The 23,426-nt window shown below is 44.9% G+C and carries 23 protein-coding genes; 7 read left to right on the top strand and 16 right to left on the bottom strand.

Annotated features, from left to right (window positions below; genetic code table 11):
• Positions 1–9: 9 nt before the first annotated feature.
• From nadD to K7G75_RS03900, 5 genes are all read right to left on the bottom strand, one after another.
• Entirely contained in the window at positions 10–594 is a 585-nt protein-coding gene (nadD, locus tag K7G75_RS03920; protein WP_222982917.1) for a nicotinate (nicotinamide) nucleotide adenylyltransferase, read from the bottom strand.
• Positions 595–598: 4 nt separating this feature from the next.
• Positions 599–1,198 (bottom strand): guanylate kinase, encoded by a 600-nt coding sequence (gene gmk, locus K7G75_RS03915; RefSeq protein WP_222982916.1) that lies wholly within the window; start codon positions 1,196–1,198, stop codon positions 599–601.
• Positions 1,195–2,052, bottom strand: a complete 858-nt coding sequence (locus tag K7G75_RS03910) for a YicC/YloC family endoribonuclease (protein WP_222982915.1) — start codon at positions 2,050–2,052, stop codon at positions 1,195–1,197. Before K7G75_RS03910 ends, gmk begins: the two co-directional genes overlap by 4 nt.
• Before the next feature lie 80 nt (positions 2,053–2,132).
• A complete protein-coding gene (locus K7G75_RS03905; RefSeq protein WP_262420265.1) occupies positions 2,133–2,855 on the bottom strand; it encodes a 3-keto-disaccharide hydrolase in 723 nt (240 codons plus the stop codon).
• An 80-nt stretch (positions 2,856–2,935) separates the two neighbouring features.
• Positions 2,936–3,988 (bottom strand): sugar phosphate isomerase/epimerase family protein, encoded by a 1,053-nt coding sequence (locus K7G75_RS03900; protein WP_222982913.1) that lies wholly within the window; start codon positions 3,986–3,988, stop codon positions 2,936–2,938.
• 156 nt (positions 3,989–4,144) lie between these two features.
• Between K7G75_RS03900 and K7G75_RS03895 the strand changes: the two genes are divergently transcribed.
• Positions 4,145–4,609, top strand: coding sequence for an ASCH domain-containing protein (locus K7G75_RS03895; RefSeq protein WP_222982912.1), 465 nt, complete (start codon positions 4,145–4,147; stop codon positions 4,607–4,609).
• Positions 4,610–4,658: 49 nt separating this feature from the next.
• On the opposite strand, the gene K7G75_RS03890 is transcribed toward K7G75_RS03895, so the two are convergent.
• The 4 genes from K7G75_RS03890 to K7G75_RS03875 are packed head-to-tail and all read right to left on the bottom strand — an operon-like array spanning position 4,659 to position 8,515.
• The gene (locus K7G75_RS03890) at positions 4,659–5,795 is read right to left on the bottom strand and encodes a Gfo/Idh/MocA family protein (RefSeq protein WP_222982911.1); all 1,137 of its coding nucleotides are present in this window, start codon (positions 5,793–5,795) and stop codon (positions 4,659–4,661) included.
• Positions 5,796–5,799: 4 nt separating this feature from the next.
• Positions 5,800–7,026 carry a nucleoside permease gene (locus tag K7G75_RS03885; protein ID WP_222982910.1) on the bottom strand — a complete coding sequence of 409 codons (1,227 nt, stop codon included), beginning with the start codon at positions 7,024–7,026 and terminating at the stop codon, positions 5,800–5,802.
• 24 nt (positions 7,027–7,050) lie between these two features.
• Positions 7,051–7,494, bottom strand: coding sequence for a DinB family protein (locus K7G75_RS03880; RefSeq protein ID WP_222982909.1), 444 nt, complete (start codon positions 7,492–7,494; stop codon positions 7,051–7,053).
• 22 nt (positions 7,495–7,516) lie between these two features.
• Positions 7,517–8,515 carry a sugar phosphate isomerase/epimerase family protein gene (locus tag K7G75_RS03875; RefSeq protein WP_222982908.1) on the bottom strand — a complete coding sequence of 333 codons (999 nt, stop codon included), beginning with the start codon at positions 8,513–8,515 and terminating at the stop codon, positions 7,517–7,519.
• A 141-nt stretch (positions 8,516–8,656) separates the two neighbouring features.
• Here K7G75_RS03875 and K7G75_RS03870 point away from each other — a divergent pair, with 141 nt between their 5' ends.
• Positions 8,657–10,375, top strand: a complete 1,719-nt coding sequence (locus K7G75_RS03870; RefSeq protein ID WP_222982907.1) for a GMC oxidoreductase — start codon at positions 8,657–8,659, stop codon at positions 10,373–10,375.
• On the top strand, positions 10,375–11,034 hold the full coding sequence (locus K7G75_RS03865) for a gluconate 2-dehydrogenase subunit 3 family protein (RefSeq protein WP_222982906.1): 660 nt from the start codon (positions 10,375–10,377) through the stop codon (positions 11,032–11,034). Before K7G75_RS03870 ends, K7G75_RS03865 begins: the two co-directional genes overlap by 1 nt.
• 166 nt (positions 11,035–11,200) lie before the next feature.
• On the opposite strand, the gene K7G75_RS03860 is transcribed toward K7G75_RS03865, so the two are convergent.
• On the bottom strand, positions 11,201–13,669 hold the full coding sequence (locus tag K7G75_RS03860) for a ribonucleoside-diphosphate reductase subunit alpha (RefSeq protein WP_222982905.1): 2,469 nt from the start codon (positions 13,667–13,669) through the stop codon (positions 11,201–11,203).
• Positions 13,670–13,790: 121 nt separating this feature from the next.
• Entirely contained in the window at positions 13,791–14,777 is a 987-nt protein-coding gene (locus tag K7G75_RS03855) for a ribonucleotide-diphosphate reductase subunit beta (RefSeq protein ID WP_222982904.1), read from the bottom strand.
• Between the two features lie 889 nt (positions 14,778–15,666).
• Here K7G75_RS03855 and K7G75_RS03850 point away from each other — a divergent pair.
• Together K7G75_RS03850 and K7G75_RS03845 are read left to right on the top strand one after the other, a co-directional pair.
• Positions 15,667–16,401, top strand: coding sequence for a LytR/AlgR family response regulator transcription factor (locus K7G75_RS03850; RefSeq protein ID WP_222982903.1), 735 nt, complete (start codon positions 15,667–15,669; stop codon positions 16,399–16,401).
• A gap of 14 nt (positions 16,402–16,415) precedes the next feature.
• The gene (locus K7G75_RS03845; RefSeq protein ID WP_313777808.1) at positions 16,416–18,383 is read left to right on the top strand and encodes a tetratricopeptide repeat protein; all 1,968 of its coding nucleotides are present in this window, start codon (positions 16,416–16,418) and stop codon (positions 18,381–18,383) included.
• Here the strand turns inward: K7G75_RS03845 and K7G75_RS03840 are convergent.
• Positions 18,373–18,945, bottom strand: coding sequence for a DUF3109 family protein (locus tag K7G75_RS03840; protein WP_222983450.1), 573 nt, complete (start codon positions 18,943–18,945; stop codon positions 18,373–18,375). The genes K7G75_RS03845 and K7G75_RS03840 overlap by 11 nt on opposite strands.
• A 119-nt stretch (positions 18,946–19,064) precedes the next feature.
• On the opposite strand from K7G75_RS03840, the gene K7G75_RS03835 reads away from it, so the two are divergent.
• Together K7G75_RS03835 and K7G75_RS03830 are read left to right on the top strand one after the other, a co-directional pair.
• The gene (locus K7G75_RS03835; RefSeq protein WP_222982902.1) at positions 19,065–19,643 is read left to right on the top strand and encodes a MarC family protein; all 579 of its coding nucleotides are present in this window, start codon (positions 19,065–19,067) and stop codon (positions 19,641–19,643) included.
• 16 nt (positions 19,644–19,659) lie between these two features.
• Positions 19,660–19,863 carry a hypothetical protein gene (locus tag K7G75_RS03830; protein WP_222982901.1) on the top strand — a complete coding sequence of 68 codons (204 nt, stop codon included), beginning with the start codon at positions 19,660–19,662 and terminating at the stop codon, positions 19,861–19,863.
• Here the strand turns inward: K7G75_RS03830 and K7G75_RS03825 are convergent.
• The 4 genes from K7G75_RS03825 to K7G75_RS03810 all read right to left on the bottom strand — a co-directional run bounded on the left by K7G75_RS03825 (position 19,860) and on the right by K7G75_RS03810 (position 23,352).
• Positions 19,860–21,488 carry a S41 family peptidase gene (locus K7G75_RS03825; RefSeq protein WP_222982900.1) on the bottom strand — a complete coding sequence of 543 codons (1,629 nt, stop codon included), beginning with the start codon at positions 21,486–21,488 and terminating at the stop codon, positions 19,860–19,862. The two genes, K7G75_RS03830 and K7G75_RS03825, sit on opposite strands and share 4 nt — an antisense overlap.
• A gap of 13 nt (positions 21,489–21,501) precedes the next feature.
• The gene (locus tag K7G75_RS03820) at positions 21,502–21,939 is read right to left on the bottom strand and encodes a deoxycytidylate deaminase (protein WP_222982899.1); all 438 of its coding nucleotides are present in this window, start codon (positions 21,937–21,939) and stop codon (positions 21,502–21,504) included.
• 84 nt (positions 21,940–22,023) lie between these two features.
• Positions 22,024–22,608 (bottom strand): HupE/UreJ family protein, encoded by a 585-nt coding sequence (locus K7G75_RS03815; protein ID WP_222982898.1) that lies wholly within the window; start codon positions 22,606–22,608, stop codon positions 22,024–22,026.
• 9 nt (positions 22,609–22,617) lie between these two features.
• Positions 22,618–23,352 carry a tellurite resistance TerB family protein gene (locus tag K7G75_RS03810; RefSeq protein ID WP_222982897.1) on the bottom strand — a complete coding sequence of 245 codons (735 nt, stop codon included), beginning with the start codon at positions 23,350–23,352 and terminating at the stop codon, positions 22,618–22,620.
• Positions 23,353–23,426 lie beyond the last annotated feature (74 nt).

The raw sequence follows: 23,426 nt of genomic DNA, 5'->3' as shown, positions 1-23,426 counted from the left end.
AGGTAAGCTTTACCTATAAAAATTCATCTCGTCCATATACAGCCAAACGCTTTCCGAAAGAAGTGGCCTTATATTTTTTCCTTTTTTGTGCTGACTTCTTATGAAGGTGGATGATATTTCCATAATTGGTGCGTCCACCTTGGAAATCTTTGGGTGTCCCTCAAATTGATGGTCAACGGCTCCCTTCGAAATTCGGGGGTACACATAGATGGGATAGAGTTCCAAAATGGCCTCATAATTTTTCCATTTGTGAAAGCTCTTCAGGTTATCCTCGCCCATGATCAGTGCAAACTCATGCTGTTCCCCATATTGCTCATACAAATGGGTTAAGGTATCCACGGTATAATTGGGTTGGGGCAAGTCAAACTCGACTTTGCTGGGTTTCAGTTTGGGGTAATCCTTAACGGCTTCATAGACCATTTGGTAACGATGGTGATCATCCAACAGGGACTGTTTGGTTTTGAATGGACTCTGTGGTGTGATGACGAACCATACCTCATCCAAATCGGAAAACTCAACCATGTGGTTGGCGATGACCAAATGACCTATGTGTATGGGGTTGAAGGTTCCAAAAAACAGCCCAACTTTTTTCATTGATCTATTCCTCTTCTTGCTTGGGAATGTTTACACCCAAAAAATCGGCCACCAATTGGTGTGCTTCTTTAAGGGCTACATCGAGATTGTAGTTTTTTATGACTTTGTCAAATTGTGGTGCTGTGGCAAGCTCCACGGAAGCCTTGGCCACGCGCATGTTTATCTTGTCATCGCTTTCCGTGCTCCGCTTCTTCAATCGTATCTTGAGTTCATCCACACTGGGAGGTTTCACAAATACCGCCAGTGTACGCTCCGGGTATTTTTTCTTTATGCGCAGCCCCCCAACCACATCAATATCAAAAATAACGTTCTTTCCATCGGCCCAGAGGCGTTCCACTTCACTTTTTAAGGTGCCATAAAAATTGTCCCTATACACCTCTTCCCATTCCAAAAAATCACCCTTTTTTATATGGTTTTTAAACTCCGAAATGGACATGAAGTAGTAATTGACCCCATGTTTTTCCTTTCCCCTTCGGGGCCGTGAGGTGGCAGAAACGGAAAATGCCAGGTTCAGTTCGGGCTGGTCCAACAAATACCTGACCAGAGTGGTCTTTCCACTACCGGAAGGGGCCGAAAAAATGATGAGTTTTCCTCCCTCGGTCATAATACATTGAGCATTTGTTCCTTGATCTTTTCCAGTTCGTCCTTCATTTGCACCACCAATTGCTGCATGGGCGCATAATTGGCCTTGGAGCCAATGGTATTTATCTCCCTACCTATTTCCTGAGCGATAAAACCAAGTTTTTTTCCATTGGAATCGGCAGAATGTAAGGTATTCTCAAAATAATCCAGGTGATTGGCCAACCGCACTTTTTCCTCAGTAATGTCGTACTTCTCCAGATAATAGGTCAATTCCTGTTCAAATCGATTGGCATCGACCTCCACTTTCAAATCGGCGACTGCTTTATCAAGTCTTTCCCTGATTGTTCCCAGACGCTCCGGATCCAATTCCTTGATTTCTACGAGCAAATCGTTCAAATTTTTAATACGCTGCACAAAATCCTTTTCCAAAACCTTCCCTTCCTCACTGCGGAAATCATCTATTTCCATAAGCGCCTGTTCCATGGCCTTTTTTATGGCTTCGTACTCATCGGCATCCATATCGTCCTTATCCGTTTTTAAGGTGTCTGGCATGCGAAGCGCAAGTTCTAGCAATTTGAGGTCATCTCCCTGGGCGATTTGGGACAATTGTTCCATATATTTTTTGACCACGCCCTGATTAATTTCCGCTGTGGTCTCCTCCCCAGTGATCTCCACATAGAGTCCGAAATCCACTTTGCCCCGGATCAAGGTATCTGCTATCATTTTGCGCAGTTCCAGCTCCTTTTCACGGTAGGATTGAGGCATTCTGGCATTGATGTCCAAGCTTTTGCTATTGAGCGATTTAAGCTCTACGGTAATTTTTTTGGAAGGCAATTGAACCACATGTTTTCCAAAGCCGGTCATGGATTGTATCATAAAGAATGATAAATTTTGTCAAAGGTAACCAAAATAGCTCATGGCAAGGGTTGACGGCTGTCCGCCCATTATCAAAACTTTTAATCGAGCTCCCTTACCCAAATATTCCTATAGCTCACCCGGCTATTGTCCCGATGGTCCTGTAGCACTATTGGTCCCTTACCGTGCGCTTGGTATGTCGGCCAACCGATATATTCTGTTGGACCTTCAAGCTCGAAATGGTCCTGTATAAGCAACCCATTGTGAAGCACTGTCATAGTAGCCGGTTTGGTTAGGTTTCCTCCCCTACTAAATTGTGGGGTATGGAATATAATGTCATAGGTATTCCATTCTCCCGAGGGCACCGAAGCCATGGCCAAGGGAACACTTTGCTTGTATATTGAGCCTACCTGGCCATTTACGTAGGTGTCATTGTCATTGTTGTCCAATACCTGCACTTCGTATCGTTTTTGTAGAAAAACTCCGCTGTTGGCCCTGCTCTGGCCCTGTCCGTTCACTTCCTTGGGGGATCTCCATTCCAAATGCAACTGGACACTTCCAAAATTTCTTTTGGTCTGGATGTCACCGCTCTTGTCCCTCACCGTCATGCTGCCATCATTGTTCAGATGCCATTTGGCCTCCGTACTATCAACAGCACTGATCCATGCATCTAGGTCAGTGCCATCAAAAAGCACAAGGGCATCGCTGGGTGGTGCTCCATTTTTTCCCGGAACAACTTTGGGGGGAATCGGTTCGTAGGCCTCGGTTGCTTCCGGGTTGGTCGGTTCCTTTTCCTGGGCACAAAGAAATCCGAAAGCCCCCATAAAAAATGCCAATGAAATGATATTTGTTCTGGTCATATCCTAATTTTTTCGATTTTAAGGTTGATGTTTGGTGGGTATTTTTATAGTCCCAATATTCTTTTAAGCTGTTCGGAATCGATTTCCGCACCGGCAAAATCATCAAAAGTTTTTGTGGTTGCCTCAATTATATGATCTTGGATGAACTTTGCTCCTTCCCTGGCACCCTGTTCAGGACTTTTGATGCAGCATTCCCATTCCATAACAGCCCAAACATCGCACCCATACTGCGTAAGTTTGGAAAAAATGGTCTTGAAATCGATTTGTCCATCCCCAAGCGAACGGTATCTTCCAGCCCTATCGCCCCAGTCGTTGTAGCCCCCAAAAGCACCTTTTTTTCCAGTTGGATTGAATTCCGAATCCTTGACATGAAAGGCCTTGATAAACTCGTGGTAATGGTCAATGTATGCTATATAATCCAATTGTTGCAAAACAAAATGACTGGGGTCGTACAGAATGTTGACCCTTTTATGGTTGCCTGTGGCCTCCAAGAATCTTTCAAAAGTATCACCATCGTGCAGATCCTCTCCGGGATGGATCTCATAGCAAACATCTACCCCTTCCTTATCAAAATGATTCAGTATGGGCATCCATCTTTTGGCCAGTTCCCCAAATCCCATTTCCACCAAACCAGCAGGTCGCTGTGGCCAGGGATGGGCTGTGTGCCAAAGCAACGCCCCAGAAAAAGTGGCGTGGGACTTTATTCCCAGTCTTCTGCTTGCAGTGGCCGCCTTTTTTACGGTTTCAATCGCCCATTTTGTTCTTTCCTTAGGTTTGCCCTTTAGGGCATCAGGGGCAAAATTGTCGAACATAATATCGTATGCAGAATGTACGGCCACCAATTGTCCCTGTAGGTGTGTTGACAGCTCGGTGATCTCCAGTCCATAAGAGTTTATCTTTCCTTTGAGCTCATCGCAGTAATCCTGGCTTTCGGCGGCTTTGTCCAGGTCGATCAGGAATGTCTCCCACGTGGGAATCTGAATGCCTTTATAACCCAGGTCGGCAGCCCATTTACACATTCCGTCCAACGAGTTGAAGGGGGGTTGATTGTCCACAAACTGGGCCAGAAATACGGCTGGTCCTTTTATTGTCCTCATTAAATTTGGTTTTAGGTTTGGGTAGATCCGCAAATAATTACGAATTATCCCATATATTTAAGAAAAATCTACGATTCTTTGCCCCAATCGTAGCAAAACATAAATATAACCATTCGTTAATAATTAGTGTGTTATAAATCTTCTTAAATACTACTTATGGAAAATGCTTCCGCCCGAAATCTTTGGGGCGATTTTTTAGACAAACACTTGGAGTTCGCCTCCGAAGATGCTCCGAAGGTGTTTCATTTTTGCGATAACGAAAAAGATGCCAATACCTGTGCCGATTTGGTCTGCAAAGACATAAAGAGGGCCACTTCACATTCGCTCCTGGGCTTGCAACACAGGCATGAGGAACTTCCCAGAATCGGGGATTTTGCCGTTGTGACCGATTGGTCGGGAAAGGCTAAATGCATTATTCGGACCACATCGGTAAGGTTGGTTCCCTTTTTCAGCATTCGGGAAGAACATGCCCGTTTGGAAGGGGAGGGCGACAAAAGTCTGGAGCATTGGAAAAAAACCCATTGGGACTACTATACCCGGGAACTATCCGCGTTTGGTAAAATCCCAAGGGAAAGCATGATCATTGTTTTTGAGGAGTTTGAAAATCTCTTTCAAAAATAATGGCCGCCCTTCGGGCGACCATCATCCTTCATGATTTATTGTAAGGTGGTTAATCCAAGTTTATCCAAACATTCCCTTTTTTATGGGAAGCCACAGTGCCCTCAATAAAGTTCAGTCCACGGACCCCATCCGTTATTGTTGGGAATTCCCCGTCGTTATATTCCTGTCCTCTTATGGCTTTGGAAACGCCTAGGTAAATGTTTGCCATGGCATCGAAAATACCTTCGGGATGACCGGGAGGCAACTTGGAGCCATCCAAGGAAAGTTTGGAGTTGTATTGATGACCCGGTTTGTATACCTGCAAAGGTTCAGGGTCGTTCAGTTTGTATAGATAATTGGGATTCTCCTGTTCCCATTTCAGTCCTCCCTTATCACCATAAATGGCAATGGATAGATTGTTTTCCTCTCCTGTTGCGACCTGGCTTGCCCTAATGATGCCCTTTACATGTTTCCCCATACGGATGAGCACGGTACCGTCCATGTCCATCTGGTTGTCGTCATATAGGTAGTTGAAGTCACAAAGCAGTGACTCAACCTGCAATCCAGTGGTGAACTCTATCATATTGAAGGCATGCACACCTATGTCGCCCATGCAAGAACTGATGCCCGCCTTTTTGGGATCCAAGCGCCATACTGTGGAACGTTTTTCCTTATCATGGATAATAGGGTTCATCCATCCTTGGTAGTATTGCGCATCCACTTTGTGGATTTTGCCGATTGCGCCTTCCTTGATCATTTCGCGCATTTGGCGCACCATGGGATAACCGGTATAGGTATGGGTGACCGCAAAAACAGTCCCCGCCTTCCTCAACGTGTCCCGCAATATTTTGGCCTCCTCATAGGTGGTGGTCATGGGTTTTTCACAGATGACATGGAACCCGTTTTCCAAAAGCTTTTTTGCCATGGGAAAGTGCAAAAAATTTGGGGTAAGTATGGAACAAACTTGTATGCGTTCTTCTTTTGGAAGTTTTAGCTCCGCTTCAACCAGGGCATCAAGATCGCCATAGATGCGGTCAGTGGGAATATCAATCTCCTTTGCAAATTTGATGCTTTCCTCGTATACCGCATTGAAGACACCTCCCGTGATTTCATAGTTGTCGTTTATGAAAGCGGCTATCCTGTGAAGCACACCTATCAATGAATCGCCTCCACCTCCAAGTATTCCCAGTCTGATTTTTTTCGGCATTGTTCTATTCTTTGTATTCTATTTCTTCGTTTTTAAAGAGCATGGCAAAAAGCACAAGCACAACTGCGGCAAAAATAGCGGGGAACGTCCAAATATTGATCCATTCGTGCGCATTTTCCGATACGGAGTAGGAATCTGTGATTTTTCCGGCCACCCAAAATCCTATGAGCATGCCCACACCATATGTGGCCAAGGTAATTAGGCCTTGTGCAGCGCTTTTGTATTTTTCGCCGGCTTTGGAGTCGGTATAGATCTGCCCTGAGACGAAAAAGAAATCGTAGCAGATGCCATGAAGGGCTATTCCTATCAGCAGCATAAATGCAAGTTCGCCTGCATCCCCATAAGCAAACAATAGGTAACGGACCGTCCAAGCAAGCATTCCTGCCAAAATGGTCATCTTAAATCCAAACCGTTTGAAGAAAAAGGGCAATAAGAGCATAAAGAGTACTTCAGAAATTTGTCCGATGGTCATTTTGCCCGCTGGATTGGTCACACCGATCTCACCAAGAAACTGTCCTGCATGTTGATAATAAAATGCCAAAGGGATGCAGATGAGAATGGAGGCCAGGAAAAAAATCAAGAAGTTGCGATCTTTAAGCAATTTAAGCGCATCCAATCCCAAAATATCGGAGACCGAAACCTTATCTCCCCTTGATGACCTGGGAGGGGTTTTGGGTAGCGTAAAGCTAAACAGGCCAAGCAGGGCCGATGCCCCGGCAACCATCAGAAAGGTGTTTTTGAGCAAGCCTTCGGCAACTCCCACCTCACTGTCCCAACCAAAGTAGCTTATGGCCAGTCCGGCCACGATCCATCCGATTGTGCCAAAAACCCGTACAAAGGCAAATTCCTTGGAAGGGTCCTTCATTTGGTTGAATGCCACAGCGTTTACCAAGGCCAAGGTTGGCATATAAATGATCATGTAACCCAAAACGTAGGGATAGAACGCCCCAAAATCCACAGCGTTCGCCAATTGATACATTAGGACCGCCCCTATCAAATGGGAAATTCCCAAAATACGCTCTGCATTGAAGTAGCGGTCTGCTATCAACCCAATAATGAACGGAGCAATGATGGCGCCCCAGGATTGGGTGGAATAGGCCATGGCGATTTCTCCTGCGGAAGTTTTCAATGTGTTGGGCAAATAAATGCCCATGGTTACAAACCATCCACCCCAAATGAAGAATTCCAAAAACATCATAAGGGAGAGTTGAAACTTCGTTGTTAAATTCATGGTGTCAATTTAGTAGTTAGTTGATTATCGTTTGTAAAAGATATAATCCAAAGGTTCGGGGGCAAGGCCGGCGGACCTGAAATCCGTCAAAATCTGTCCCCTGTGATGGGTGGAATGGTTCACAATATGATAAAGGATGTCCTTCAGCTCATTGGCAAAAATCCTTCCTTCACTGTTTTCATAATCCACACGCTTGGCAAAATCATCTGTATTGGTAATGATCTCAAATGATGTTCTTTGATTGTCATAGTGCATATCGCCCCACAGGGCCACATCGTGCACCTGCCATACATCCACCTTTGTTGGGTTGCCCAGGATCCTTTGGTTCCAAACAAGGTGTGCGTTCAAAATATGGCTGAAAAGCTGCACGCTCTTCTCGGGAATCCTTTCCAGGGAAGTGCACTGCTCGATCAGTTTTTTGTTGCAATAAAAGTTGTAATCGAAGAGCTGCTGTAAAAATGCCTTCATCTACCCTCTCAAATTATATGGGTTAATCCAATATCTTTTCCAAAAGCCTTTTGGTTGCCAATATTCCCTCTTCCTCGCTCAGTTCGCTGCCTTCATATTCCACACCCACAAAACCGGAGTACCCTGATTCCAAAACAATCTCCATAATTCTCGGATAATCCACTCTGGTTTCATTCCCTTCCTCATCAAAACTATAGGACTTTGCACTTACTCCTTTGGCGTAGGGCATCAACTCCCTTGTGCCTTCATATCTATCATACTCTTCCAAACACTTTGATTCGTAGTAAGACCCGTCTTCCCTTTTGATGCAGAAATTGCCGAAATCGGGCAAGGTGCCGCAGTTGTCCATGCCGACTTTTTGCATTACTTCGGCCAAAAGCTGGGCATTGGAAGATGGTCCCCCGTGGTTTTCAACAATAATGTTGATGTTCTTGCCCTTGGCATAGCTGGCCAATTGGGTTAAACCAGCGACAGATGTGGGTATCCAAACCTCTGGATCCTTGCTCCCGTTCAAGTTTACCCGAATGGAATGACATCCCAATGCAGCGGCAGCATCGACCCATTTGTAATGGTTTTCAACAGCTTCTTTTCTTTTGGTTTCGTCCTCTACAGCGATGTCCCCTTGGCCATCAATCATTATTAGAAGGTTTGTGAGCCCGTATTTCTCGCTTTCCGCCTTGCTCTTTTCTACCCAATTGTTCATGGCCTCTTCGGAAAAATCCTGTGCTTGAAGTTCCTTGTAGTAAAGGGCACTGACATACTCCAGGCCCTCAAAGCCCCATTGGCTTGCCTTTTCCGCAAAAGTGTATGGGTCCACGCCATCATCAAAAATCATTTTGTGCATCGACCATTGGGCCAAAGAAAGTTTAATATCGGGTTTGGACTGTTCCATGGCAACTTCCTCTTCGGCAGTCTCATCTGCAGTTTCTTTCTTGGAATTTTGTTTGCAGGAATGAAATCCAAAAAGAACCACTGTCATTATTACTGCAATACTTTTCTGTGCTAAGCCTTTACTGGCCATATCTTTAGTGTTATTAGGTTGATTTGATATAGAATTCAAAAACTACAACGTTATAGTGCCGAATTCTCAATAAACATAGGGTTTAAATGTAGAAAATTAATTTAATAATTAATACATTTAGGAATTAAACAATTCGCATAAATGAACAAATTTTATTACAACGAGGAGCAGGATTCCTATGATGCCATTGTGGTTGGAACGGGTATCAGTGGAGGCTGGGCCGCCAAGGAACTTTGTGAAAATGGACTGAAGACTTTGGTATTGGAAAGAGGGCCCATGGTAAAGCACCGTGAAGACTATCCGACAGCCCACAAAGACCCTTGGGATTTCCCCCATGCAGGTGAACTTCCCGCAGAAAAAGCTACACGGCAAGAAAAACAGGCCAGGACAGGGTACACCGTTAGGGCACCCCATAACTTTTGGTTTGTGGATGATATCGACCATCCTTACAATGAAACCAAGCGTTTTGACTGGATGCGCGGATACCATGTAGGTGGGCGTTCCATCATGTGGGGTAGACATAGTTATCGTTGGAGTGATCTAGATTTTGAGGCAAACAAGAACGACGGTATTGCCGTGGATTGGCCGGTAAGGTATAAGGATATAGCACCGTGGTACGACCGGGTGGAAAGTTATATCGGTGTGGCCGGGGAGACCTTGGGCCTGCCACAATTGCCAGATGGTGTATTTGAGCCCATGATGGAACTAAACTGTTTGGAGCAACATGTGCGTGAGCAGGTGGCCGAACACTTTGATGGCCGTGTGGTCACAGCTGGTCGTGTGGCCCACATAAACAGTGACAAAAAATTTGAAGGTGATGCAAGGTCCCGTTGCCAGTTCAGGAACCGATGTATTCGGGGATGTCCTTTTGGGGCCTATTTCAGCAGTGTTTCCTCCACATTGCCTGCCGCTGAAAAGACCGGGAACATGACGCTCCGAACAGATTCCATTGTTCACGAGGTAATCTATGATCCAAATACCAAAAAGGCTACTGGCGTCAAAGTCATAGACCGGGAAACAAAGGAAGAATTCGAATTTAAGGCGAAGGTGATTTTCCTTTGCGCATCTGCAATCGCTTCTACAGCGATCTTGATGCAATCGAAATCCGACAGGTTCCCCAATGGTTTGGGCAACGATTCTGACCAATTGGGAAGAAACATCATGGATCACCATCTGAATGTCGGAGCTTCGGGAAAATATGATGGCTTTGAGGATAAATTTTATAAAGGCAGAAAACCGAACGGGGTCTATATTCCCAGGTTCAGAAATCTTGGAGGCAGTTCCAATACGGATAGGTTCATTAGAGGCTATGGATATCAGGGTGGTGCCACCCGCAACAACTGGGAGGATATCATTGCTGAGACATCGCACGGAAAAGAATTGAAAGATGCCATACTAAAGCCTGGTAGCTGGAACTTTGGTATAGGCGGATTTGGTGAGGTGTTGCCTTATGAAGATAACCGAATGACCCTGGACTATGATAAATTAGATCAATGGGGATTGCCCACGGTAACTTTTGATGCCGAGCTTAAGGACAATGAATGGAAAATGCGGGAGGATATAAAAGAACAGGCAGTGGAAATGCTTGAAAAAGCTGGTCTGAGAGACGTCAAGCCTCACGACAATCCAGGGGCACTTGGGCTTGGAATCCACGAAATGGGAACTGCCCGCATGGGATTAAATCCTAAAACCTCAGTGCTCAATGGATACAATCAGGTACATACCTGTAATAACGTGTATGTAACGGACGGGGCCTTTATGACCTCGGCGAGCTGTGTCAACCCCTCGTTGACCTATATGGCCTTTACGGCAAGGGCGGCAAACCATGCAGCCCAGGAACTTAAAAAAGGAAATTTATAATGGAAAGAAGATCTGCACTAAAAAATATGGGCTTGGCATTTGGTTATGCCGTTGCCACCCCAACGCTTCTGGGAATTCTGCAGGGCTGTGAAAAGAAACCCAATTATGCTGAATGGATCCCCAGTTTCTTTGAAAAGGACAAAGGTTACGCCCTCGCGCAGACCCTTGATGTCATTCTGCCAAAGACCGATACCCCCTCGGCCACCGAAATGAACGTCCATGTTTTTATCGATGCCTTTATCAATGAGGTTTTTCCAAAGGAACAGCAAGATTTTGTGAAGATGAAAATGGATAGGTTTTATGATAAAGTTTTAGCCGATTCTGGCAAAGAAACCTTGATGGATGTGAAAGCGGAAGATATTGAGCCGACTTTAAAGGCTTATTTGCTAAAACGTTCGGACGAGGAGGAGGAAGCACAAATAGAAAGTATCAATAGCTATATGGAAGCTGTTATGCAAGGGGGCGAAGCTGCTTTGGATGACGATGTGGCCCGTTTTTCATTTGCCACTGATCTAAGGAATATTGCCATTTGGGCCTATAAATCCTCAGAATATATTGGTGAAGAGGTTTTGGCCTATGCCCCTATTCCCGGCGAATACATAGCCTGTGGAGATGTTGATACGCTTACTGGCGGAAAAGACTGGTCTCCCTTCTATTAAACCTGGATACTCAGGAACAAAAAAGCCTCCAAATTGGAGGCTTTTTTGTTTGTTTCACTGAATCCGTACAAAATAAATACCTCGGAGGTCTTTCTTGTGGGGTGGGACTCTCCGAGGCATTAAAATCAATAAACACTATCACATACTAAAAAAATTCAGTACAAAACTATGATCCGCACATCAAGCAATCGTCATCTGCCTGACCTTCCTTGGCACGCGAGATCAATTCCTTCATTTCGGCTTCCGTCATTGGCCTAACATCCACCTCTTGTGGGCTCACCGGTGAGGTTTGCACGTCCAATGTCTTTGCCGTTGCAGCTTCCACTTCGGCCTCTGCCGCCACACTGATTGGAACTTCCTTCTTTTTGGTATTGTCCAATGTGAATTTAATGGCATCCACGGCCGCTTTGGTCCTCAGATAATACATTCCCGTTTTAAGGCCGCTTTTCCATGCGTAGAAATGCATTGAGGTGAGTTTGGAGTAGTTCGCATTTTCCATGAACAGGTTCAAGGATTGGCTTTGGTCGATGAAGTAACCGCGTTGCCTGCTCATATCGATAATATCTTTCATGCTGAGTTCCCAAACGGTTTTGTAGAGTTCCTTGATCTCATCCGGAATCACATCGATATGCTGCACGGAGCCATTGGCCCGCATCAGTTCCTGTTTAAGTCCTTCATTCCATAGGCCCAAACTCACTAAATCCTCCAAAAGGTGCTTGTTCACCACAATGAACTCTCCAGACAATACCCTTCGGGTATATATATTGGAAGTGTACGGTTCGAAGCATTCGTTGTTGCCCAAAATCTGAGAGGTGGAAGCTGTTGGCATGGGAGCCACCAATAGGGAGTTGCGCACTCCATGTTTTTTGATATCTTTTCGGAGCTTGCCCCAATCCCAGCGACCAGATAGTTCTTCATCCTTGATTCCCCACAGGTTGTGCTGAAACTCTCCCTGGGCAATGGGCGAACCTTTGTAACTGGAGTAAGGGCCTTCCTCTTTGGCCAGTTCCATGGAAGCGGTTACTGCGGCAAAATAGAGGGTTTCAAAAATTTCTTGGTTCAATTTCTTGGCCTCGTCGCTTGTGAACGGTAATCGTAACATGATAAAAGCGTCTGCCAATCCCTGCACGCCCAATCCAATGGGTCTGTGGCGCATGTTGGAGTTCTCGGCCTCCTTTACCGGATAGAAATTGCGATCTATGACCCGGTTGAGGTTTTTGGTGACCCGCTTGGTTACCCTAAAAAGTTCCTTGTGGTCAAACTCTCCCTTTTTAACGAACATGGGAAGAGCTATGGAAGCCAAGTTGCACACGGCCACCTCATCGTGCGAGGTGTATTCCAAAATTTCGGTACACAGATTTGAGGAACGTATGGTTCCCAGGTTCTTTTGGTTACTTTTTCTGTTGGCGGCATCTTTGTAGAGCATATAGGGTGTTCCCGTTTCAATCTGGGATTCCAATATCTTTTCCCAAAGCTCGCGTGCCCTTATGGTCTTGCGTCCTTTTCCTTCGGCTTCATACTTGGTGTACAGGGCCTCAAATTCCTCACTGTGTGAGCTGAACAGTCCAGGGCATTCGTTGGGGCACATAAGTGTCCAATCCCTATCGGCCTCCACTCTTTTCATGAACAAATCCGGAATCCACATGGCATAGAACAAATCGCGAGCGCGCATTTCCTCTTTTCCGTGGTTCTTTTTCAAATCCAAAAAGTCGAAAATATCGGCGTGCCATGGCTCCACGTAAATGGCAAAGCTGCCTTTTCTTTTTCCACCGCCTTGGTCCACATATCTGGCGGTATCGTTGAAAACGCGAAGCATGGGAACTATTCCGTTGGAAGTTCCATTGGTGCCGGCAATATAGGATCCCGTGGCCCTAACGTTATGTATGGACAGTCCGATTCCGCCGGCCGATTGTGAAATTTTTGCCGTTTGTTTGAGGGTGTCGTAAATACCATCTATACTGTCTTCCCTCATGGTCAAAAGAAAACAAGATGACATCTGCGGTTTTGGAGTACCTGAGTTGAACAGGGTGGGCGTAGCGTGCGTAAAGTATTTTTTTGACATCAACTCGTAGGTCTCGATGACAGCATCCAGGTCATCCAGATGGATTCCAACGGCCACCCGCATGAGCATATGTTGGGGACGTTCCGCAATCTTTCCATTAATCTTTAGCAGATAGGAGCGCTCCAGGGTCTTGAAACCGAAATAATCGTACCCAAAATCCCTGTTGTAGATGATGGTGGAATCCAATATGTCGGCATTTTCAGAAATCACCTTGTAGACCTCATCGGATAATAGGGGTGCTTTCTTTCCTGTTCTAGGGTTGATGTACTCGTACAAATCCTTCATGGCCTCTGAGAAGGATTTTTTGGTATTCTTATGCAGGTTGGAAACGGATATGCGGGCTGCCAGCTTTGCATAATCTGGGTGCGTGGTGGTCATGGTGGCGGCTATTTCCGCTGCCAAATTATCCAGCTCGGAGGTGGTTACCCCATCATAGAGACCTTCTATGACCCTCATGGCCACTTTTACGGGATCTACCAAATCGTTGAGCCCATAACAAAGTTTTCTGACCCTGGCCGTGATCTTGTCGAACATGATCGGCTCTTTTCTTCCGTCTCTTTTAATTACATACATACGCTACGAGTTTTTTTAGTTGATGTGCTTGTTGGTTATGCCATTTTGCATTTTGTAGCCAGTGGAAATCCACTGTTCGGTCAAGATCAATAACGCCTTGGGGCCCGGGTCGTTGGTCTTGTTAAAAATCTGCGTCGAAGCTTATTTTCTGTGAATCTACATCCTTCTCCTTGTTCAGCACTCCGGCTTTTTGATATTCCGATACGCGTTTTTCAAAGAAATTGGTCTTCCCTTGCAGGGAAATCATCTCCATAAAATCAAAAGGATTGGTGGAGTTGTAAACTTTATCGCATTGCAGTTCCACCAATAGCCTGTCGGCCACAAACTCAAGGTACTGGGTCATCAATTTGGCATTCATCCCAATTAGGCTCACCGGCAAGGATTCTGTTATGAACTCCCTTTCAATGTCCAGTGCATTTGTGATGATCTCTGTGATACGTTCCTTGGACACTTTGTTAACCAAATGGTTGTTGTGCAGGTGCACGGCATAGTCGCAGTGCATTCCCTCATCCCTTGAGATCAATTCGTTGGAAAAGGTAAGTCCTGGCATCAAACCGCGCTTCTTCAGCCAGAAAATGGAACAGAAGGCTCCAGAAAAGAAGATGCCTTCCACGGCGGCGAAGGCTATCAAACGTTCTGCAAAGCTTGGGGATTCTATCCACCTTAATGCCCAATCGGCCTTCTTTTTTATGGCAGGAAAGTTTTCAATGGCCTTGAACAATATGTTTTTTTCCTTTTCGTCCTTCACGTAGGTGTCGATGAGCAAGGAGTAGGTCTCTGAGTGAATGTTTTCCATCATGATCTGGAATCCATAGAAAAACTTGGCCTCGGAGTACTGCACTTCGTTCACGAAGTTCTCGGCCAAATTTTCGTTCACAATTCCATCAGAGGCCGCAAAAAAGGCGAGTATGTGTTTTATGAAATAACGCTCGTCGTCACTCAGCTTGGTGTTCCAATCAGCAAGATCCTGATGCAGGTCTATCTCCTCCGCGGTCCAAAAGCAGGCCTCCTGTTTTTTGTACCAATCCCATAAATCGTGGTGCTGTATTGGAAAAATTACGAATCTATCCTCGTTTTCTTGTAATATGGGCTCAACTGCTGCTGACATAATTGCGTGTTATAATGTTAATATTTTGGAAGGAAATTTCCCTGTGAACAGGGCTAACAAAGATTTAAAAATGTTATCAGACTATAAAGCCTGTTTTACCAAAACGGGAGCAAAGTTTTTAACACAATATGTTGAAATCTAAGGTGGCCAGTGATGTTCGTTGGGCTTTCGCAATTGAAAATGTTGGAAAGTTTTTTTTCCAATGATGAACAAGAAAAAAAAGACCAAAAAGTATATTCGAACATACTTCTTGGTCTTATCTATGAATGGGTATTACGCTCTAGGTTCTGTCAAGTCCCTATTACCAACCTGTACGGCCACTTCGTGTCTTGTCCATTACCAGGATATTGATGCTAGGTAGTTCCCCCGAAACCTAAAATCGGTCCTGTGCAATGGTCCGACCGAAGTTGTGTTTTACAAGCGGTTCCCATTAGTACTAGGAGATTGGTTGCTTCGGCCGTACGGTTCTTTGGTAATATGTTATGAACTTATCTTAGCGGGGATTGGTATAAACACTTGTTCTTATTGCAAAACCACCGCTGCCAAAATCAGGGTCACCACAAAAACGGCAAACAATATGACACATTTTCTCATAAGACTCCTTCTTTACACTAGTTTTCCTAGTTTGACGGTTCAAAGTTAACCAAGTGGGCGCCCTGCATTTTGTCCATTTGTATGGACGGTGCTGTTTTCTGTATAATCGGTTTTCTGGTTTTGGGCCATAGGCGGGCACTTTTTTAAATGGACGCGAATTCCATACCTTATTTAATGAATTCCACATGTTGTGCTTTTCCATCCAGTTATACGTGTAAAAGATCCATCAGCACATAATTTTGAAAACTGTATACATAATAATCCTAAATTTGAATGGAATTACCATTTTTTGAGGATGTTACAAGCGGTTATAGTCGATGATGAGGTAAAGGCCCTACAGAGCCTGAGTTGGGAATTGACCAACCTTAGTGATGAAGTGGACATAGTTGCTTCCTTTACCGATGCGCACGAGGCCTTAAAGTACTTGGAACACCACACGCCCGACTGTCTCTTCCTCGACATTGAAATGCCGGCAATGGACGGATTCCAGTTCATCAAAAACCTGAAAAACAAGAACTTCCCGGTAGTCATTACCACAGCATATAACCAATATGCGCTAAAGGCACTGAAAAATGAGGCCATAGACTACCTGCTCAAGCCCATTGACACGGACGACCTGGAGCTTACCATTGAAAAGATCAAAAAACATAACGCTAAGAACCTCACTGTTGAAAAACTGGAAAAAATCCTGTTGAACTTCAATGCGGAATCACACAGTAAAAAAATTACAATCAATACGGACGGCAAACTGGTTTTCCTGAACAGTGATGACATCTTGTATGCCGAGTCCGACGGAAACTATAGCACCATTTTTTTACGCGATGGACAAAAGATGCTGCTCACCAAAAAATTGAAAGAAGTAAACGCCCTTTTGCCAGACAACAGTTTCTTCAGAATCCACAACTCCTATATCATCAACCTTAACAAGATCAAGGAGTTCCTTAAAACGGACGGCTATGTGGTCCTCGAATCCAATCATAAAATCCCTGTTTCCCGGCAAAAAAAATCCGACTTTCTGGATATGCTGTAACTTCCCCCTCACCCGTGCTCAATATTGATTCTTTAATACAAACACACACCTTAATACAGCAAAAGATCTTTTCATCGGTCCTTTTCTTCCTGCTCGTCATTAATTTTAACCATGCCCAGCAAATTCCGGAGGCATTCAAGAGCAAAGCGGAAAAAGTGGTGAAAATGGGGCCAAAAACGTACTTGTCCCTGGATGAGGAACTCAAGGATGAAAAAAGGGACACTACCCTGCTCCGGTATTTTGCAAATAAGGCCAAGGAACAGAATTATCTTGAGGGCCAGGCCTATGCCCTAAACCAGATTGGCACCAAGTACCGAAACATCTCCCAATTTAAAAAGGCGGCCGACCTGCACGAGGAAGCCCTGCAATTATCGGAAAAAGCCAATAATACCGAGCTGAAGGTGCTCAGCCTGAACATGCTCGGGGTGGTGTACAGGCGCACGGATGCCATCAAAACGGCCCTGGACTACAACCAAAAGGCCTTGGAACTGGCAGAGCAAGTGGAGAACCCATCGCACCATATTAAAAGGAGCATCAACGTTTCGCTGAACTGTATAGGCAACCTCTACCAGACCCTGGAACAGTATGATCTGGCCATAATGCAATTCCGAAGGGCCCTTAAACTTGAGGAGGAACTTGGAAACAAGCTTGGGCTGGCCATAAACCATCAAAATATTGGGGATTGTTTGGAACAAAAGGGAGATCTGGAAGGAGCCCTGGAAAACTATCGAAAATCCTTGGCCTATAACGAGGAAATCAACTCGGACATAGGAAGGATAATCTGCAAGAACAGTCTGGCGCAAATCTATCTTAAGCAGGATATGCCCTATGCCGCACTGGTCCTGTTGGAACCCCTGTATGAACAAGTCAGGGAGGTCGGGGATTTTTTTGTGACTTCCTCGGTGTTCATCAACACCGGGTGGGCCCATACCGTTTTGGGCGAATATGACAAAGCAGAGCAGTTTATAAAGGAAGGACTGGAAATGGCACAAAACCATAACATGCCAAGTAATGTGCTCTATGGATTTCAAAAGCTTTCGGAGCTGGAAAGCAAAAGGGGCAACTTTAAAGAAGCCTACCAATACTACACAAAGGCGGATCAGCTTGATGAAGATATTTCGAGTTCCACCAACCTTAGGTATATGAGTGATATCATTGTTCGTTATGAAGCGGACAAAAAGAACAACCAGATCTCGGTATTGGCCAAGGAAAATGAGATTGTGCGTTTAAGGCTGAGGAAAAACCAGACCACCTTGCTGGTGAGTGCGCTTATTGTGGGGCTGGTAGCATCGATCTTATATATATTGTACCGACAGTACCAGAACAAGAATGAAAAAAGAGTGCTGACCTTGGAACAGAGCATGCTGCGCAGTCAGATGAATCCCCACTTCCTGTTCAATTCACTCAACTCCATCAAGCTCTACATCATCAACAACGAGCAAAAGAACGCGGTGCACTATTTGAACAAGTTCTCCAAATTGGTACGCAAAATATTGGAGGCCTCTTCCGTTAAGGAGATTTCCCTGGAGGATGAACTGGAAACCGTTGAACTGTATATGAACATCGAGAACATTAGGTTTTCAAACGAAATCGATTTTAAGATCACGCTTGCCGATGACATCAACCCCGATGTGATCAAGATGCCTTCCCTAACATTGCAACCATTTTTGGAAAATTCGCTGTGGCACGGACTTTCCCCAAAAGATGGGGAGAAAAAAATCCATATCAATGTAAAAAGAAAGAACAAAAACCATGTGTCCATTGAGATTGAGGACAATGGGATAGGCAGGGGAGCCGCGGAGGTGAACAAGGAAAAAAGGGTGTTAAAAAGAAAATCCGTCGGTATCAGAATCACCAAGGAGCGTTTGGCCAACTTTGCAAAAGACTACCAAAACAACTTTGATGTGGACATTGTGGACCTTTTTGACGAGCATGGAGAACCCAAGGGTACCAAGGTCATTTTGGACATCCCTATCGTTTAGCCATCTGTGCTGCCACTTCTTCCAATTCCCTGTACCATGTCTCACCAAACTTTCGGACCAAGGCTTCTTTTACAAATTTATAAATGGGCACTTTCAATTCTTTCCCCAAAACGCAAGCCGGGTCGCAGATCTCCCATCTATGGTAGTTCACTGCGGTAAAAGAAGAATAGGCCCGTGTGCGTACAGGGTACAAATGGCAGGATATGGGTTTTTTCCATTGCGTTGCCCCAGCTTCATAAGCGGTCTCCAAACCACACTTGGCCACTCCCGCATCTGAAAATGTAACATAGGCACATTCCTGGTTCCCGACCAAAGGGGTCTCCCATTCACCGTCCTCTCCTTTCACAAAAGCCCCCTGTTCCTCTATGGCCGCAATCCCCTCCGGTCTCAGATAAGGCTTTACCTTTTCGAAGATATTTTGCAGCATGGCTGTCTCCTCATCTTCCAATGGGGCCCCGTACTCCCCGCCCACACAACAGGCCCCTTTGCAGGCGGTCAAATTGCAGACAAAATCATGTGCTATGATCTCTTCGGACACAACGGTTTTCCCTATTTGGAACATGGGCAGGTCAAATTTTTGATAAAGGTAATCCAAAACCTAAAATTGATGTTTTCCAAACCATTTTTTTGTAATCCAAGAGTTCTTTTTAAACGTAAATTTGCGGACTAAAATGTGAAGAAATGAATTTGAACTTTAAGGAAATCGCAACAGCTGGCATGATTCTTTTTGCGGTCATCGACATTGTAGGGAGCATTCCTATAATTATTTCGCTAAGAAAAAAGGTGGGGCATATACAATCTGAAAAAGCATCCATAGTCGCTGCATGCATTATGGTCGCTTTTCTATTTGTGGGAGAACGTATTTTGCACCTTATTGGCATCGATGTGAATTCATTTGCGGTGGCCGGGGCATTCATCATCTTCTTTTTGGCCATTGAGATGATCTTGGGCATCACCCTATATAAAGATGATGAACCTGAAACCGCCTCTATCGTTCCCATTGCTTTTCCGTTGATTGCCGGGGCGGGAACCATGACCTCCATATTGGCCTTGCGGGCAGAATACCATGTGGAAAACATCATTGTCGCCATCATCCTAAACACTATCTTTGTATACATCGTTCTAAAATCTAGTTCCAAGATAGAACGTGTGTTGGGCAAAAACGGCCTCAGTGTTATCCGGAAGGTATTTGGGGTGGTTTTGTTGGCCATAGCCGTAAAGCTTTTTGCCTCGAACATCAACCAACTGTTTGGAAATTGATCGAATCTTAGCCACCATGAACAAAACACTGAGTATTATCCTAATTGTATTGGCCCTGGCCCTCATTGCCTATAATGTGACCTTGGTGGATTTTGATAACCCCTTTCAGGGAGACAGTACCATTGCCCTTATTGGCATTTTGGCCTCTTTGTGCGCAGTGGTATTGCTTTTGATCTTTATCACTTCAAAAAAGATAGAGAAAAAGTTAAAGGAGGATTAATCCTGATATTGTGAGATTTCCGCCTTATCGGATTCCAGTGCAAGTGCATCCAGGTCCAAGACCTTTTTCAACATGGCATCGTGCTCACCCTTTATCTGCGCAGAAAGATTGGGTGAGAAAAGCTGCTCGGCCAAATTGGCCTTCAGATAGGCCTTTATCTTTTCTTCCTGTGCATAAAAATCAAGTCTGATCTTTCTATTGAGCACAAATTCAATGAAATTGTCAAAGAGGATATCATCCACCCTGAATTCCTCCAAGAACTGGTTTTGGGTATAATCTGCATAACGACCCCTATCCTCCTCCAAATGTTCAAAAATGAACCGCGAAAAAAATTGATAGGTATCGTCCATGCTCTCTATGGCCTCCTCCTCATTACTGCCTATGGGCACGAACACGTCTGGAATGATTCCGCCGCCGCCATACACGATCTTGCCTTTTGGGGTCACAAACCTTAGCGAATCGGCAACCTTAATGCTATCTACAGAAACCATCTCGCCGGATCGGTACCGGTCAATGAATCTTTGATAGTAATCCTGATGGCCATTATCGTAGGACCTTTGGATGGAACGCCCCGTTGGGGTATAATATCTTGACACCGTTAGACGAACCGCAGAACCATCCCCAAGATCCATTTCCCGCTGTACCAATCCCTTGCCGAAGGAACGCCTGCCGACAATGGTCCCGATATCGTTGTCCTGTAGCGCCCCAGCGATGATCTCGCTTGCCGAAGCCGATCTTTCATTGATCAGGACATATACCGGTTTGTCCTCAAAATCGCCCTTGTCCGTGGCAAAGGCCTTTTTGACCCTGCCTTTTTTGTTCTTTGTGTAAAGAATCAACTTGTCCTCCTCTAAAAACTCATCCGCCAATTTTTCGGCTATTCCCAAATATCCTCCAGGGTTGTCCCTAAGGTCCAACACCAGTTTTTCGGCCCCGCGGATCTTCAGTTTTCTGAGGGCATCCTTGAATTCCTTAAAGGTTGATTCCGCAAATCGGTTTATTTTGATATATCCAAGGTCCTTGGTCAGCATGTAGTAAGCCTCCACACTCTTGATGGGGATCCTGCTACGGGTCACCGTCACATCCATTATTCTGTCCTCCGCTTTTCTAAACACCTTTAAATCGACTTTGGTGCCTATTTTTCCTTTCAATTTGGAAACCACGGTATCGTTGGGTGTTCTTTTTCCATATAGGGTATCGCCATCGGCAATCAAAATACGGTCGCCCGGCATGATGCCACTTATGTGGCTTGGCCCATTTTTGATGGCACGTATCACCGTTATCGTGTCCCGGAACATATAAAAACTTATGCCGATGCCGCCAAAATCGCCCTTCATGTTCTCCGAGACTTCCTGCATCTCACTTTTTGGAATGTAGACCGAATGCGGATCTAGCTTGCCAAGGATATTGTTCACGGTAACATCCACGATGCTGTCGGTATCCACATCATCCACATACTCATAATCGATATAGTCTATCAATCGGTTGAGCTTGTCCTTTTTGGAATTTGTGGAAAAAAGTCTTTCCGGAGTATCATTGAAATGGAGCTTGCCCCCTATAAAAACACCAACAGCCACGGCAAGGGCGAACAAGGTGGGCCATAAATAATTATTTTTCTTTTCCATGGGGCTAAATCAACTAAACCATTTCTTCCAAAATGGGTAAATGCTGCGTCTTTACGCCGGCTCTCTCCAAAAATCTCAAGCCAGAGTCGTCCTTGTAGGCTTGTTGGTATACCACACGTTTTATGCCAGATTGGTGTATGAGCTTACTGCACTCCCTGCAAGGGGACAGGGTAATATACAATGTGGCCCCTTCGCAAGACTGTGTGGACGATGCCACCTTGGATATGGCATTGGCCTCGGCATGAAGCACGTACCATTTTGTATACCCGTCCTCATCCTCACAAAAGTTCTCAAACCCAGTTGGGGTACCGTTGTACCCATCGGATATGATCATACGGTCCTTAACGATGATGGCCCCTACTTGCTTCCTTTTGCAGTAGGACAATTTGCCCCATTCCTGGGCCATGCGCAAATAGGCCTTGTCGTATTTTTCCTGTTTTCTATCCTTCATTACCGATATAAAATGGACTTTTAATTAAATATACCTGCTTTGCAAGACCCCTACAACCTTATTCCATTAAATTTAACGCGGACCCTAAGAGGGAAACGTGTCGATGAGCAGGGGTATTGTGATGATGATAATCAAAATTGAAGCGACTGCTATAAATAGGGCCCTTTTTGCCTTCAAAAGATCCAAAACCAACAATGCGATTGCCAGGACAATCAAAATGATAGTGACCTGTGCCACCTCTATTCCTGCCGCGAAACCCAAAAGCGGGGTCAATTTGTCTTCTTCCTCGGCCATGAGCATCTTAAAGTAATTTGAGAATCCAAAACCATGAATCAATCCAAAAAATGCCGTTGCCCCAACATGAAGCCAAAGGCCCACCTGCATGGCCTCTTTAAAAACATAGGCAAAGTTGAACAGGGCGGTCAAGAGAATGGTGACCGGAATCAAAAACTCTATGATCGCCACATCAACAGTGAAAACTTCATATACTGAAAAGGCCAATGAGGCACAATGCGCAATGGTGAATATGGTGGCCAGAATCACCACGCGCTTCCAATATTTGAATGTGAAGGGGATTGCCAAGGCGGATAGAAACAATATATGGTCATAAGCGCCCAAATCCAATACGTGGTTCAATCCCAATTTTATATAAAACCAAAATTCTTGCATATCAAACTTTTATGAAATTCCACGTTCTCTCTGAATGGTATCGTAAGCCTTTTGTACTTCCTTGAACTTCTCCTCCGCTCCTTTCTTTATGGCCTCGTTTTCTGTGACCACGCGATCCGGATGGTACTTTTTGGCCATGTGCCGATAAGCTTTTTTTACTTCCTCATCCGTGGCCGTTTTTTCAATTTCGAGAATTTTATAGGCATTGTCCGCCGACTTTATGAACATGGCCATGATACTCTCAAAATCGTACTGCCCAATCCTTAGATATCCGGCCAGCTCCTTCAGTTTGTCCACCTCTGCCTTGCTAGCCTGACCATCCGCCTGGGCAATACCGAACAGAAAATGTAACAATTGCAAACGAACCTCATACCGTGTTCGCTGCACCAGATAGGCACAGATCCGCTGTGCGGAAACTTCCCTTTTCTTTATCACTTCGTTAAAGGTCCTGAAAATGGCATTGGCCTTTTCTTTGCCATACGTGCTTATGAAATATTGCCGCACATAATCCAGTTCCCGCTGGCTGACCGTTCCATCGGCCTTAATGACTATGGAGCAGAGCGACAAAAGGTTCAGTTCAAAATCTGCCGGGGATACGGTTTGCCGGGTAAAATCCTCAAAAAGGGTGCTACCTTGCCTGGATTTGCCCATACCGTCCAAAAAACTTCCGATTATAAACCCCAGTACCGCACCTGGAAGGCGAAATAAAAAAAATCCAAGCACAGCCGCCACCCACTTGATCATTCGCTAAAAATTTAAAGCCCAAATATAGGGTTTTGACCAACAAGGAAAGCTTTATGGGATGTTAACAGACATTA

Origin of the sequence: Flagellimonas meishanensis (assembly GCF_019880545.1) — a bacterium.
Lineage (GTDB): Bacteria > Bacteroidota > Bacteroidia > Flavobacteriales > Flavobacteriaceae > Flagellimonas > Flagellimonas meishanensis.
This window is presented reverse-complemented; position numbering and strand designations above follow the sequence as displayed.

Coding starts and splice junctions, on each gene's coding strand:
- K7G75_RS03910 (WP_222982915.1), bottom strand. CDS start 2,052: ATGATACAATCCATGACCGGCTTTGGAAAACATGTGGTTCAATTGCCT.
- K7G75_RS03890 (WP_222982911.1), bottom strand. CDS start 5,795: ATGCCGAAAAAAATCAGACTGGGAATACTTGGAGGTGGAGGCGATTCA.
- K7G75_RS03855 (WP_222982904.1), bottom strand. CDS start 14,777: ATGTCAGCAGCAGTTGAGCCCATATTACAAGAAAACGAGGATAGATTC.
- K7G75_RS03810 (WP_222982897.1), bottom strand. CDS start 23,352: ATGATCAAGTGGGTGGCGGCTGTGCTTGGATTTTTTTTATTTCGCCTT.
- K7G75_RS03850 (WP_222982903.1), top strand. CDS start 15,667: ATGTTACAAGCGGTTATAGTCGATGATGAGGTAAAGGCCCTACAGAGC.
- nadD (WP_222982917.1), bottom strand. CDS start 594: ATGAAAAAAGTTGGGCTGTTTTTTGGAACCTTCAACCCCATACACATA.
- K7G75_RS03900 (WP_222982913.1), bottom strand. CDS start 3,988: ATGAGGACAATAAAAGGACCAGCCGTATTTCTGGCCCAGTTTGTGGAC.
- K7G75_RS03885 (WP_222982910.1), bottom strand. CDS start 7,026: ATGAATTTAACAACGAAGTTTCAACTCTCCCTTATGATGTTTTTGGAA.
- K7G75_RS03815 (WP_222982898.1), bottom strand. CDS start 22,608: ATGCAAGAATTTTGGTTTTATATAAAATTGGGATTGAACCACGTATTG.
- K7G75_RS03830 (WP_222982901.1), top strand. CDS start 19,660: ATGAACAAAACACTGAGTATTATCCTAATTGTATTGGCCCTGGCCCTC.
- K7G75_RS03820 (WP_222982899.1), bottom strand. CDS start 21,939: ATGAAGGATAGAAAACAGGAAAAATACGACAAGGCCTATTTGCGCATG.
- K7G75_RS03825 (WP_222982900.1), bottom strand. CDS start 21,488: ATGGAAAAGAAAAATAATTATTTATGGCCCACCTTGTTCGCCCTTGCC.
- K7G75_RS03840 (WP_222983450.1), bottom strand. CDS start 18,945: ATGTTCCAAATAGGGAAAACCGTTGTGTCCGAAGAGATCATAGCACAT.
- K7G75_RS03905 (WP_262420265.1), bottom strand. CDS start 2,855: ATGGGGGCTTTCGGATTTCTTTGTGCCCAGGAAAAGGAACCGACCAAC.
- gmk (WP_222982916.1), bottom strand. CDS start 1,198: ATGACCGAGGGAGGAAAACTCATCATTTTTTCGGCCCCTTCCGGTAGT.
- K7G75_RS03860 (WP_222982905.1), bottom strand. CDS start 13,669: ATGTATGTAATTAAAAGAGACGGAAGAAAAGAGCCGATCATGTTCGAC.
- K7G75_RS03865 (WP_222982906.1), top strand. CDS start 10,375: ATGGAAAGAAGATCTGCACTAAAAAATATGGGCTTGGCATTTGGTTAT.
- K7G75_RS03870 (WP_222982907.1), top strand. CDS start 8,657: ATGAACAAATTTTATTACAACGAGGAGCAGGATTCCTATGATGCCATT.
- K7G75_RS03875 (WP_222982908.1), bottom strand. CDS start 8,515: ATGGCCAGTAAAGGCTTAGCACAGAAAAGTATTGCAGTAATAATGACA.
- K7G75_RS03835 (WP_222982902.1), top strand. CDS start 19,065: ATGAATTTGAACTTTAAGGAAATCGCAACAGCTGGCATGATTCTTTTT.
- K7G75_RS03880 (WP_222982909.1), bottom strand. CDS start 7,494: ATGAAGGCATTTTTACAGCAGCTCTTCGATTACAACTTTTATTGCAAC.
- K7G75_RS03895 (WP_222982912.1), top strand. CDS start 4,145: ATGGAAAATGCTTCCGCCCGAAATCTTTGGGGCGATTTTTTAGACAAA.